Origin of the sequence: Streptomyces sp. NPDC015661, assembly GCF_043077765.1 — a bacterium.
GTDB lineage: Bacteria > Actinomycetota > Actinomycetes > Streptomycetales > Streptomycetaceae > Streptomyces.
Map to the genome: position 1 here is coordinate 491,814 of NZ_JBIBST010000003.1, position 13,502 is coordinate 505,315.

Consider the following 13,502-nt stretch of genomic DNA (forward strand, 5'->3'; position numbering starts at 1 on the left):
ACGGCGGCGCCCCGATGCCTGGATCTGTGCCACCACAGACCGCGAACTCGCCGAAGAAACGTCTCTGTCACCCGCCTGACACCTCGCCAGGTTGGGCTGCCCTCACTGAGGCGGGCCTTAGTAAGTACGGCCTGGCTTGCTGGCGGGCCCCTTACATCGGGCGTATTTTCGAGGCTGTTGGGGGCGGCGGGTGCAACCCGGCCCGCCGGAACGAGGGGAGAGCCATGTCCATCATCGAAGCTCAGGCGCCACTGCACGAGGCCCACCGCGACAACCACACGCACCGCGACGTGAACGGCGGTTGGCTGCGCCCGGCGGTGTTCGGCGCGATGGACGGACTCGTCTCCAACCTCGCCCTGATGACCGGTGTCGCCGGTGGCGCGGTCTCCTCGCAGACCATCGTCATCACCGGCCTCGCGGGCCTCGCCGCCGGCGCCTTCTCCATGGCGGCCGGGGAGTACACCTCCGTCGCCTCGCAGCGCGAGCTCGTCCAGGCGGAACTCGACGTCGAGCGCCGCCAGTTGCGCAAGCACCCGATCGACGAGATGGAGGAGCTCGCCGCGCTCTACGTCTCCCGCGGCGTCGAGCCCGCGCTCGCCCGCGAGGTCGCGATGCAGCTGTCGAAGGACCCCGAGCAGGCCCTGGAGATCCACGCCCGCGAGGAGCTCGGCATCGACCCGGACGACCTGCCGTCGCCGATGGTCGCCGCCGTGTCGTCCTTCGGCTCCTTCGCGCTCGGCGCGCTCCTCCCCCTCCTGCCGTACCTGCTCGGGGCGACCGCGCTCTGGCCCGCCGTGCTGCTCGCGCTCCTCGGGCTCTTCGCCTGCGGCGCCCTGGTGGCCCGCGTGACCGCCCGCGGCTGGCTCTTCAGCGGTATGCGCCAGCTCGTCCTGGGTGGTGCCGCCGCGGCCGTCACGTACGGGCTCGGCATGCTCTTCGGGGCGGCGCTGTAGCCCTGCGGGACCGGTGCGGATTCCGTACCTCGACAGAAGACCGAGAGGCCCCCGAAAGGGGCCTCTCGGTCTTTTCGTGGCGCCTTTACGGGGTGAAAGGTGCGTATCGGCTGTGACGTATATCCCTGGCCCGATCCGCCGCGACGATGAGACACTATGCGGGACGCCACATAAGTAGCCGGTTACCCGGCGGTTTCGAACCCGTGACCAACGGGAAAGAGGCCTGAGCGTCACCGGGCAATGAAGCCCACCCCCAGCCCCAGTGGCGGGTCGCCGGAGCCCGAACAACCTCCGGACCTTCGATCCGTCCCCCGCGGGACAGCCTCTGTCGCCGCACCCCACAGGTGAACCCACACCACCGCTGCGTATCGGCGGTGTCCGCATGCTGGAACGTGCTTTCCACTTACCGAGAAGCCAGCCATCATGTAACCTGCACGAAATTTCGCGGAGGGCCAACGTCGTCCCTCGGCAGCTCCATTGCCACGACGACGACGGGAGAGCCGATGCGTTCCGACGCCTGGTCGCCCATGGACGGTCGCCCTGCCCCGCAGGGAATGTACGACCCCCGTAACGAACACGACGCCTGTGGTGTCGGGTTCGTGGCCACCCTCACCGGTGTAGCCAGCCACGCGCTGGTCGAGCAGGCGCTGACCGTACTGCGCAACCTCGAACACCGCGGCGCCACCGGCTCCGAGCCCGACTCCGGTGACGGCGCCGGCATCCTGCTCCAGGTCCCGGACGCCTTCCTGCGCGAGGTCGCCGGATTCGCCCTCCCCGAGGCCGGCGCCTACGCCGTCGGCATCGCCTTCCTCCCCGAGGACGGCACCGACGAGACCGCCGCGAAGATCGAGACGATCGCCACCGAAGAGGGCCTCACCGTCCTCGGCTGGCGCGAGGTCCCCGTCGCCCCCGAGCTGCTCGGCGCCTCCGCCCGCGCCACCATGCCGGTCTTCCGCCAGCTCTTCGTCGCCGACGGCGAGCACACCGGCCTCGCGCTCGACCGCAAGGCCTTCGTCCTGCGCAAGCGCGCCGAGCGCGAGGCCGCGACGTACTTCCCGTCGCTCTCCGCCCGCACCATCGTCTACAAGGGCATGCTGACCACCGGCCAGCTGGAGCCCTTCTTCCCGGACCTGTCGGACCGCCGCTGTGCCACCGCCGTGGCCCTGGTCCACTCCCGGTTCTCCACCAACACCTTCCCGAGCTGGCCGCTGGCCCACCCGTACCGCTTCGTCGCCCACAACGGTGAGATCAACACCGTCAAGGGCAACCGGAACTGGATGACCGCCCGCGAGGCGCAGCTCGACTCCACCGCCTTCGGCGAGGGCGCCCTGGAGCGGATCTTCCCGATCTGCACCCCCGACGCCTCCGACTCCGCCTCCTTCGACGAGGTCCTGGAGCTCCTCCACCTCGGCGGCCGCTCCCTGCCGCACGCGGTCCTGATGATGGTCCCGGAGGCGTGGGAGAACCACGAGACCATGGACCCGGCCCGCCGCGCCTTCTACCAGTACCACTCCACGATGATGGAGCCCTGGGACGGCCCGGCCTGCGTCACCTTCACCGACGGCGTCCAGGTCGGCGCGGTCCTCGACCGCAACGGTCTGCGCCCCGGCCGCTACTGGGTCACCGACGAGGGCCTCGTCGTCCTCTCCTCCGAGGTCGGCGTCCTCGACATCGACCCCGCCAAGGTCGTCCGCAAGGGCCGCCTCCAGCCCGGCAAGATGTTCCTCGTCGACACCGCCGAGCACCGCATCGTCGAGGACGACGAGATCAAGGCCGCCCTCGCCGCCGAGCACCCCTACGAGGAGTGGCTGGAGACCGGCGAGATCGAGCTCTCCGACCTCCCCGAGCGCGAGCACATCGTGCACACCCACGCCTCGGTCACCCGCCGCCAGCAGACCTTCGGCTACACCGAGGAAGAGCTCCGCGTCATCCTCGCCCCGATGGCCCGCACCGGCGGCGAGCCGCTCGGCTCCATGGGTACGGACTCGCCGATCGCGGCCCTGTCCGCCCGCCCGCGGCTGCTCTTCGACTACTTCACCCAGCTCTTCGCGCAGGTCACGAACCCGCCGCTGGACGCCATCCGCGAGGAGCTCGTCACCTCGCTGCGCTCCTCGCTCGGCCCCCAGGGCAACCTGCTCGAGCCGACCGCCGTGTCGTGTCGCAGCGTCACCCTGCCCTTCCCGGTGATCGACAACGACGAGCTGGCCAAGCTCATCCACATCAACGCCGACGGCGACATGCCCGGCATGAAGGCCGCGACCCTCTCCGGCCTCTACCGGGTCTCCGGCGGCGGCGAGGCCCTCGCCGCCCGCATCGAGGCGATCTGCGCCGAGGCCGACACCGCCATCGAGGGCGGCGCCCGCCTGATCGTGCTCTCCGACCGGCACTCCGACGCCGAGCACGCGCCGATCCCCTCGCTGCTGCTCACCGCGGCCGTCCACCACCACCTCATCCGCACCAAGCAGCGCACCAAGGTGGGTCTGCTCGTCGAGGCCGGCGACGTCCGCGAGGTCCACCACGTCGCCCTGCTCATCGGCTACGGCGCCGCGGCGGTCAACCCGTACCTGGCGATGGAGTCCGTCGAGGACCTGGTCCGCGCCGGCACCTTCATCGAGGGCCTGGAGCCCGAGCAGGCCATCCGGAACCTGATCTACGCCCTCGGCAAGGGCGTCCTCAAGGTCATGTCCAAGATGGGCATCTCCACCGTCGCCTCCTACCGCGGCGCCCAGGTCTTCGAGGCCGTCGGCCTCGACGAGACCTTCGTCGCCACGTACTTCAACGGCACGGCCACCAAGATCGGCGGCGCCGGTCTCGACGTCGTCGCCAAGGAGGTCGCCGCCCGCCACGCCAAGGCGTACCCCGCCTCCGGCGTCCCCTCGGCGCACCGCGCCCTGGAGATCGGCGGCGAGTACCAGTGGCGCCGCGAGGGCGAGCCGCACCTGTTCGACCCGGAGACCGTCTTCCGCCTGCAGCACGCCACGCGCAACAAGCGGTACGACATCTTCAAGAAGTACACGGACCGGGTGAACGAGCAGTCCGAGCGCCTCATGACGCTCCGCGGCCTCTTCGGCTTCGCCACCGAGGGCCGTGCCCCGATCTCCATCGACGAGGTCGAGCCGGTCTCCGAGATCGTCAAGCGCTTCTCCACCGGCGCCATGTCGTACGGCTCCATCTCCCGCGAGGCGCACGAGACGCTCGCCGTCGCCATGAACCAGCTGGGCGCCAAGTCCAACACCGGTGAGGGCGGCGAGGACCCGGAGCGCCTGTACGACCCGGCGCGCCGCTCCGCGATCAAGCAGGTCGCCTCCGGCCGCTTCGGCGTCACCAGCGAGTACCTCGTCAACGCCGACGACATCCAGATCAAGATGGCCCAGGGCGCCAAGCCCGGCGAGGGCGGCCAGCTGCCCGGCCACAAGGTCTACCCGTGGGTCGCCAAGACGCGTCACTCGACGCCGGGCGTCGGCCTCATCTCGCCGCCGCCGCACCACGACATCTACTCCATCGAGGACCTGGCTCAGCTGATCCACGACCTCAAGAACGCCAACCCGGTCGCCCGCATCCACGTGAAGCTGGTCTCCGAGGTCGGCGTCGGCACGGTCGCCGCCGGTGTCTCCAAGGCCCACGCGGACGTCGTCCTCATCTCCGGCCACGACGGCGGTACGGGCGCCTCCCCGCTGACCTCCCTGAAGCACGCGGGCGGTCCCTGGGAGCTCGGTCTCGCCGAGACCCAGCAGACGCTGCTGCTCAACGGCCTGCGCGACCGGATCGTCGTCCAGACCGACGGCCAGCTGAAGACCGGCCGTGACGTGGTCATCGCCGCGCTGCTCGGCGCCGAGGAGTTCGGTTTCGCGACCGCGCCGCTCGTCGTCTCCGGCTGCGTCATGATGCGCGTCTGCCACCTGGACACCTGCCCGGTCGGCATCGCCACCCAGAACCCGGTCCTGCGCGACCGCTTCTCCGGCAAGCCCGAATTCGTCGTCAACTTCTTCGAGTTCATCGCCGAGGAGGTCCGCGAGCTCCTCGCCGAGCTGGGCTTCCGCACCCTCGAAGAGGCCGTCGGCCACGCCGAGCTGCTCGACACCAGCCGCGCGGTCACGCACTGGAAGGCGCAGGGCCTCGACCTGGAGCCGCTCTTCTACGTGCCCGAGCTTCCCGAGGGCGCGGTCCGTCACGCGCTCGTCGAGCAGGACCACGGTCTGGAGAAGGCCCTCGACAACGAGCTGATCGAGCTCGCCGCCGAGGCCCTGGGTGCCGCCTCCGCCGAGGAGGCCCAGCCGGTCCGCGCCCAGGTCGCGATCCGCAACATCAACCGCACGGTCGGCACCATGCTCGGCCACCAGGTGACGAAGAAGTTCGGCGGCGCCGGCCTCCCGGCCGACACCATCGACATCACCTTCACCGGCTCCGCGGGCCAGTCCTTCGGCGCCTTCCTGCCGGCCGGTGTCACCCTCCGCCTGGAGGGCGACGCCAACGACTACGTCGGCAAGGGCCTCTCCGGCGGCCGTGTGATCGTCCGCCCCGACCGGGGCGCCGACCACCTGGCCGAGTACTCCACCATCGCGGGCAACACGATCGGCTACGGCGCCACCGGCGGCGAGCTGTTCCTCCGCGGCCGCACCGGCGAGCGCTTCTGCGTCCGCAACTCCGGCGCCCTGGTCGTCTCGGAGGGCGTGGGCGACCACGGCTGCGAGTACATGACCGGCGGCACGGCGGTCGTCCTCGGCGAGACCGGCCGCAACTTCGCGGCCGGCATGTCGGGCGGTGTCGCCTACGTCGTCGACCTCGACCGGGACAACGTCAACTCCGGGAACCTGGAGGCGATCGAGGCCCTGTCGGACACCGACAGGACCTGGCTGCACGACGTCGTGCGCCGCCACTTCGAGGAGACCGGCTCCACGGTCGCCGAGAAGCTCCTCGCCGACTGGGACGCCGCGGCGGCCCGGTTCAGCAAGATCATCCCCACCACGTACAAGGCAGTGCTCGCCGCCAAGGACGCCGCTGAGCTCGCCGGTCTCTCCGAGACCGAGACCACCGAGAAGATGATGGAGGCTGCGTCCCATGGCTGACCCCAAGGGCTTCCTGACCACCGGGCGCGAAGTCGCCCAGACCCGACCGGTGGGCGAGCGCGTCAGGGACTGGAACGAGGTCTACGTCCCCGGCTCCCTGCTGCCGATCATCAGCAAGCAGGCCGGCCGCTGCATGGACTGCGGCATCCCGTTCTGCCACAACGGCTGCCCCCTCGGGAACCTGATCCCCGAGTGGAACGACTACGCCTACCGCGAGGACTGGTCGGCGGCGCAGGAGCGCCTGCACGCCACCAACAACTTCCCGGAGTTCACCGGCCGCCTCTGCCCGGCGCCCTGTGAGTCGGCGTGCGTGCTCGGCATCAACCAGCCGGCCGTCACCATCAAGAACGTCGAAGTCTCCATCATCGACAAGGCCTGGGACGCGAACGACGTCAAGCCGCAGGCGCCCGACCGCCTCTCCGGCAAGACCGTCGCCGTCATCGGCTCCGGCCCGGCCGGTCTCGCCGCCGCCCAGCAGCTGACCCGGGCCGGCCACACCGTCGCCGTCTACGAGCGCGCGGACCGCATCGGAGGCCTCCTCCGTTACGGCATCCCCGAGTTCAAGATGGAGAAGCGGCACATCAACCGCCGCATCGAGCAGATGCGCGCGGAGGGCACCAAGTTCCGCACGGGCGTCGAGATCGGCCGCGACATGCCGGCGACGGCGCTGCGCAACCGGTACGACGCGGTCGTCATCGCCGCCGGTGCCACCACCGCCCGCGACCTGCCCGTCCCGGGCCGGGAGCTGAACGGCATCCACCAGGCGATGGAGTACCTGCCGCTCGCCAACAAGGTCGTCGAGGGCGACTTCGTGGCCCCGCCGATCACCGCCGAGGGCAAGCACGTCGTCGTCATCGGCGGCGGCGACACCGGCGCGGACTGCGTCGGTACGGCACACCGCCAGGGCGCTGCCTCGGTCACGCAGCTGGAGATCATGCCGAAGCCGGGCGACGAGCGGAACGCCGGCCAGCCCTGGCCGACCTTCCCCATGCTCTACAAGGTCACCTCGGCGCACGAGGAGGGCGGCGAGCGGGTCTACTCCGTCTCCACCACCCACTTCGAGGGCGACGAGGACGGCAACGTCCAGTTCCTCCACCTCGTCGAGGTCGAGTTCGTCGAGGGCAAGCTGACCCAGAAGCCGGGCACGGAGCGGAAGATCCCCGCCCAGCTGGTCACGCTCGCGATGGGCTTCACCGGCACGGACGTGGAGAACGGCCTGGTCGCGCAGTTCGGCCTGGACCTGGACGAGCGGGGCAACGTCGCCCGCGACGCGGACTTCGCCACCAACGTCGACGGCGTCTTCGTCGCCGGCGACGCCGGCCGCGGCCAGTCCCTCATCGTCTGGGCCATCGCCGAGGGCCGCTCGGCCGCCCGCGGCGTCGACCGCTACCTGACCGGCGCCAGCTCCCTGCCGGCCCCGATCCGCCCGACGGACCGCTCCCTGACGGTCTGACCGACCCCCACAAACGTCCCGTACAACGACGTACGGAACTGAGCGCAGCGCCCCCCGAATGTCCCCGACCGGACGACTGGGTGGGCGCTGCGGCGCGTCGTCAGCTGTTCCCCGGCCAGATCCAGGTGATCAGCGACGCGGCGGACACCGCGAGAACCCCGACGAGACCCATCCAGCGGGCCCAGCCGGTCATCCGCCGAACGGTCCTGGCCCGCTCCCGCTCGTACCGCAGCAGGTACTCCGCCCCCGACGGCAGCTTCCGTCCCGGCCGCTCGTGCACCGCCGAGACCATCAGCCAGGACGCCAGGAGAAGCAGCAGGAACGCCCCGGCGAGCAGCCCGATCACCCACCACCGGGGCCCGGTGGTCATCTTGCTCAGGTTCTCCTGACCCTTGAGTACGAAGACGACGGTGAGCAGACCGGTGAGCGTGGCCAGGAAGTTCCGGTACCCCTCGGCCTGCTGGAGAGCGGCCTTGAGCTGTTCGGGCGGGGTGGCCATGGTCAGGACCCGGTCGTCGGCGTCCCGCAGTTCCTCGGGGGTGAACTCGCTCACAGCGACAGCCCCTGGGGCGGCGTGAGATAGAACGAGGCGCCGCAGCCCTTCTCGACCCCGGCGGGCCGACCGACGTGCCAGGTCGGGCACGCGCACCGCGCGTACTTCGGCTCGCCGTCGTCGAACGTGTACGGGCCGGACGGGCCCTTGGTGACGTACTGGACGTCCTCCCATATCCGGGTGGTCACGCACCGGCACTCCGGACACTCGCCCGTGGCCTGCACGCGCCCGGCGCCCCGGGGCTGCCACAGGAACGTCGTGACGGGCGAGGCCGGGGGCCGGTCGTTGACGCGGTAGGGGACGGCGGAACTCATGGGCGGGGGCCTCCTGGGGTGCGGGGAAGATCGAGGTCGAAGAGGCGGGAGTACGTGCGGAGCCGCTCCAGGACCTCCGTCTCGGAGAGGTCCGTCTCCTCCGAGCAGAGGAGGACGTGATCGGGGTCCACGGCACCTTCGACGGCCGGCGCGCGGCCGGTCAGCCCGGTGGTGAGCACGATGACGTCGCGCCAGTCGGGCGTCAGGTCCCGTTCGTCCCCGACGGGCTCGGGGACGGTGACGCCGAGCCCGAGACAGCGGAAGGGCGCGTAGCGGTCGTACACCTTCCCGAGCGTCCAACCGAACCGCCCGGCGACGAGGACGAGTTCGAGGGGGCCGAGGGTGCCGGGTCCGAGCAGATCCGTTTCGAAGGCGGCGATGTCGAAGCGGTCGGGGACGAAGTGCTTGAGGGCTTCGGCGTCGGAGCCGGTGAAGGGGCCGGGGAGGCTGGGGCCGCCGGCGGAGTGGAAGGCGCGGGCGGTGCGGACGACCTCGCTGAGGGTCTTGCCATGACGAGTCGCGTCGAGCAGCTGGTGGCATGTGAGTGTGGTGCGAAAGGCCATCCCGATGGAAAGCCCCCTGTCGAAGAGGAAATTGGTGTTGGCGTACGGAGATATCGCCCGGAGGGACTCGGGGAGATCGACGACCTTCAGGGGGATGGGCAAAGGAAGCTCTGCCAGGCGTTCCGCCTGACGACCCAACGTCGTTCGTTCCCGACTGGCGAGGGCCGTGAGCGGCTCCAGACCGACACCCCTCGCGTCGAGATCCCAGTGAGCCGCACCGAGGCCCGTGCGGGGGTAGGCGATGGTGAGCAGTACGTCGACGACAGGGTCCTGGACCAGCTGCAGAGTGCTTGCGTCGACCGAGGCGAGGCACTCGGGGGTGAGAACGCCGCACACCTCCAGGCACCTCAGATCCTGAAGCGTCGATGCGATGTCGGGATCGGGGGTGGCGTGCCGGATCGCTGCGAGAAGCCGCCAGGGGCCGATGGGGCCGAGACCCTTGGCGGCCTGGGAATGAAGAGTGCCGAGCCAGCCCGGCGCCGTCCAGTCGCTGGTCTCCGCCGGTACGGGAGGTGCGTCGACACCGGTGGCCGCTGTGAGGCCGTTGATCTGCTCGGCCACCCGGCCGACCGGGATGTTCATGACGGCGGATCGTTCGAGTACGTCGAGCATGGTGAGGGCGCCTTGGACCCACGGCGGCTCACCGTCCACCTTGGACGACATGAGGCGGCGCTCGTCGCCGGTCAGGGGCCGATGGCCGAGTGTCGCGGCGGAGACCTCGGGGCCCAGGGAGAAGCCCAGGTCGCTCAAGGATTCGATTCGCTCGACGAGGTGCTTGCGCTCCTCGACCGAGGGCGCACGCACCAAGAGGTCGACCGGGTGAACGACCCCGTCGTGCCACATTCGTATCCTCCCTGGCACGGCCACAGACCTGGGACCGGCCAGTTCGGAGACCTCCGTCTCCAGGACGACGCCCTCGGAGAGCCGGGGTACGTCCTCCCATCCGCGCAGTGGCACGACGCGCGTCAGTTCCCTTGTCGAGGAAAGGGCCTCGGACAGTGTGATCGTGTGGGTATGAGCGACCGGTAGGAGCGGGGCGAAGGCAGCTGGGCTCGCCTTGCGGCCCGCGATGCCACGACGTCTCGCGGCCGCATGCGTCTCGACGATGTCGGTCATGACCGGGGTCGGGAAGAAGGTCCTCAAGGCGCGTACGTCGGAGACTTCCGGCACGTGCACGCCGACGACGGCGAGTCGTCGTTGGGCGCGGACGGCCAGGGCCAGAGACTCCTGGGTCTGCGCGGCAGCCCGGAGCGGCGCCGCCCAGCCGTCGGGCATGCCCCGAGCGAAGAGCAGCATGTCCAGGCCGATGGGCTTGGGGTAGCTGTCCGGAGTGAACGGCTCACCCTCGTGGCGGTGAACCCCCAGCGCGGAGTGCCGCCACTGCCTCAGCGTCGTGCTGCTGATCGGCGAGCCGTTGAGGCGACCGGTGTATCTGTTCAGGCTCAGTAGATCGCGGTCGGACGGGATGCACCCCACATCGCGCAGCCGCAAGGTCGACGAGCCGAGGCTGCGCTCTTCGTGTGTCGTATGCAGTACCCCCACCGCGTCCTCGCCGAGCGAGTCGAAGACCTTCACCGCCAGTTTCGGCTCCGTGCGGGCGAGCTCCCACAGCCAGCGCAGTGACACCTCCTCGAAGGCGGCCACTGCCTCGGGCACGCCCGACAGCAGGCGGAGCAGTACGCCTTCCTCGTCGTGGCCGATCAGGCCGTTGCGGTCGACCGTGGGGACCGGCTGGTCCCGTTCGCGCAGGTTGAAGACGTAGCCGTCGACCTCGGGGGCCTTCTTGAGGACGACGCCGTCCAGGAGTAGCTGGCCCGCGCCCTGGACGATCCACGCGTCCGTCCCTGCCACGGCGGGCTTGGCCGGCCAGTTCTCCGACGCCTGGAGTTCGCCGGGCGACCACTCCGCCCAGCGGATCCGGTTGCCGTCCCGGTCCAGTTCCTCTGCCGTCACCCGGTGGTCGCTCACCCACAGCAGGGAGCGCAGCGTCTCCACGAGTGATGGCGGCGTCTCGCCGTCCGCACTCAGATAGAGGCGGACCACGGTGCCGCCGCGTTCCGGGGCGTCGGTGGTCTCCACGATCTCCAGAAGGCCCGAGCCCGACTGGATGGTGGCCTGCAGGGGCGCTTCCGCACGGGAGAGGTTGCCGTGGAGGTCGGTGGTGGCGGTGGTGACCACGACCTCCTCCGCCAGCATGAAGTAGCTGAACACGCCAATGCCGAAACGGCTGTTGAAAGGAATCGGCTCGATGCCCGCCCGGCGCCAGTTCCGGCGTTCCTGGACGAAGTCCGGGTCCTGCTCGTACCGTTTGCCCGCCCGGGCGAACATCGAGATGAGCTTTCTGCGGCTCATACCGGTGCCTGTGTCGCGGCACTCGATGTACGGGCGGTCCTCCTCGTCGTATCCCTGGACGAAGGAGATCTCCGGATCACGGCCCTTCGCCCCGCACTTGCGCAGGCTCCGCCCGTACTGGGTGCGCAGCTGCCGGTACCGGCAGGCGTCCAGGGCGTTCTGGTAGAGCTCCCGGACGGCGAGCATCTTGTCGCCGTACAGCTGGGTCCCCATGAGCAGCGGGCGGATCTCGTCCTCGGCTAGGCGGAAGCGCTCCAGCGGTTTGGTGTACTGCTGCTCCAGGGGTTCCAGGAACTCGGTGGTCACCTTCCGGGGGATGCCGCGCAGCAGGTGGGGGGCGGTCGTCCGGGCGTCCTTCCAGCCCTTGTGGAGCGCTCGGACCGACGCGTCGGCCGTCGCGGCCAGGTCCTCCACGGCCGCGTGCAGCGCGGGGTGCGGGCAGAGGAAGTTGATCGCGAGGTCGTATCCCCCGTCGTCGCCGGTCCGGGTGTGCCCGTCGGGGGACTCCAGGCGGTACTCGGAGAGGGCCGCGGTGACGTCTGAGGGGAGGAGCCGGCGGTGGGCGCCCAGATGGTCGACGAGGACGCTGGACATCCGCCGGGGGTCCGCGGCGAGGAGCGACGCCAGCCAGACGAGGTACGCGAGGTCGGGGGCGCGCCAAGAGTTGCCGGGCACGGCGGGGTGCTCGTTCCACCGGAGCTCGCCGCTGTCGTTGATGCGGGGGCTGCTGCCGGGCGCGACCGTGACGTGGGCCAGGACCTGGCGGAGCTGGCGGTCGATCAGGGTGCGGTTCTGCGGGGAGGTCTCGCCGGAGGACGCGGCGGTCACGGCCGCGACCACCATGCCGAGCAGGTGGTCGACCGCCGCGTAGTCGCCCGTACCGTCCCACAGGCGGTCCCAGTCGGCGATGAACCGGTGGCGCAGCCAGTGGTCGGCCGCCGTGGCGGGTCCGGCCAGGTGGCGCCGGCGCAGGGTTTCGGCCGCCAGGCTGACCTGCGAGTGCGCCCGGGACACGTCCCGCGCGGCGTCGCACACCAGGTGGTCGTGCGGGGTGACGGCCTCCCGGCCGCGGCCGTCCTCGCGCCGGTCGATCCGGTCCGGCCGCAGTGCCGCCAGCTCGCTCAGGGCAATGGCGACGACGCCCTCGTGCAGCAGGGGTGCGGCGAGCAGCGCTGCCGTCTCGGCGGGAGAGAGACGTTCACGGCCGGTGAGGTGGGCGGCCTCGACGAGCCGGCCGAGGCGGTCGACGACCCGGATCGGATAGTCCGGATCGTTCCAGGGGGTGGCGAGGGCCGAGTCCGTGCCCAGGCGGCTCTTCGCGACCTCGCGCGCCAGGTCGGCGAGCTTGTCCTTGACCGACTCGTGTGCGTCCGCGTGCGAGGTGTGCTGCCAGAGGACGGAGCCGGCGACCGCCTCGGACCAGCGCTGGGTCTCCTGAGATCCCCGGCAGAGGACCAGCCGTGCGTCGAGGCCCTGCACGCACTGGAAGTCCACCGTCGGAGGGGGTTCCGTGAGCTGCGCCGTCAGTCGCCCGACCCGGGCCCGGACGAAGTTGTGAACGTCCTTCAGGGTCTTCGGGGGACTGTTGCGGGACAGGGCCTCGGAGAGGGCGATGCCGAAGTAGCTGCCCTTCTCGGGGTCGGCGTAGGCGGGCTGTCCGCGCCCGCTCGCGAGCAGCCAGGCCACGTCGCGATATGTGGAGTTCACCAGGCGGGCCTCGTCCGGGTCCGAGGGTGAGGGCGGCTGGTCGGTCCTGCAGGTGTCGAGGCAGACCACGACCGTGACGCCCTCGGGAATCGTGCCGAGGAGGACCTCGGGGGCGGTTTCGAGGACCGTCTGTGCGATCAGCGAGCCGTCGGCACGAGGGCGCGCGTCCGAGGTGAGCAGGTACTCGCGTTCGCCGATGGTCACCCCGTGGCCGGAGACGTAGAGGAAGGCCGTGTCACCTGCCGTGCAGGAGAGGAGGAATTCCTCCACGGCGCTGACGATCGAACCCACGCCCGTGTCCTGCCGCTCCGGACTGGTGTGGCCGGGGTGGAGGGCGTCGACGATGTAGCCGGACTCGGCGAGGGCGGACCCGACGAGTTCTACGTCGCGGTCGACGAACCCGAGCGGGGGGAAGCGTCGGGCGAGGGTCTCGTTCCGTTCCAGGAAGGCGGTCCTGCCGACTCCGATGAGCAGCGCTCGCCGTCTTCCGTCGACCGGTTCCTCGGTCGTGTCCACCGACGCGGCCGTCGTCGAGCTCACC

General features: G+C 70.6%; 6 protein-coding genes. 3 read left to right on the forward strand and 3 right to left on the reverse strand.

Annotated features, from left to right (window positions below; genetic code table 11):
• Positions 1-224: 224 nt before the first annotated feature.
• The 3 genes from ACF07V_RS10715 (at position 225) to ACF07V_RS10725 (ending at position 7,472) form a co-directional block, all read left to right on the forward strand.
• Entirely contained in the window at positions 225-953 is a 729-nt protein-coding gene (locus tag ACF07V_RS10715; RefSeq protein WP_392153066.1) for a VIT1/CCC1 transporter family protein, read from the forward strand.
• Between the two features lie 503 nt (positions 954-1,456).
• A complete protein-coding gene (gene gltB, locus ACF07V_RS10720; RefSeq protein ID WP_392153068.1) occupies positions 1,457-6,019 on the forward strand; it encodes a glutamate synthase large subunit in 4,563 nt (1,520 codons plus the stop codon).
• A complete protein-coding gene (locus ACF07V_RS10725; RefSeq protein ID WP_392153070.1) occupies positions 6,012-7,472 on the forward strand; it encodes a glutamate synthase subunit beta in 1,461 nt (486 codons plus the stop codon). The genes gltB and ACF07V_RS10725 overlap by 8 nt, the downstream gene beginning before the upstream one ends.
• Positions 7,473-7,572: 100 nt before the next feature.
• On the opposite strand, the gene ACF07V_RS10730 is transcribed toward ACF07V_RS10725, so the two are convergent.
• Genes ACF07V_RS10730 through ACF07V_RS10740 form a run of 3 tightly spaced genes read right to left on the reverse strand, consistent with a single transcriptional unit; the run spans position 7,573 to position 13,501 of the window.
• The gene (locus ACF07V_RS10730) at positions 7,573-8,025 is read right to left on the reverse strand and encodes a hypothetical protein (protein WP_392153071.1); all 453 of its coding nucleotides are present in this window, start codon (positions 8,023-8,025) and stop codon (positions 7,573-7,575) included.
• Positions 8,022-8,339 (reverse strand): hypothetical protein, encoded by a 318-nt coding sequence (locus tag ACF07V_RS10735; RefSeq protein WP_392153072.1) that lies wholly within the window; start codon positions 8,337-8,339, stop codon positions 8,022-8,024. Before ACF07V_RS10735 ends, ACF07V_RS10730 begins: the two co-directional genes overlap by 4 nt.
• Positions 8,336-13,501: a caspase family protein gene (locus tag ACF07V_RS10740; protein ID WP_392153074.1), complete on the reverse strand. Its 5,166-nt coding sequence runs from the start codon at positions 13,499-13,501 to the stop codon at positions 8,336-8,338. Before ACF07V_RS10740 ends, ACF07V_RS10735 begins: the two co-directional genes overlap by 4 nt.
• Position 13,502 lies beyond the last annotated feature (1 nt).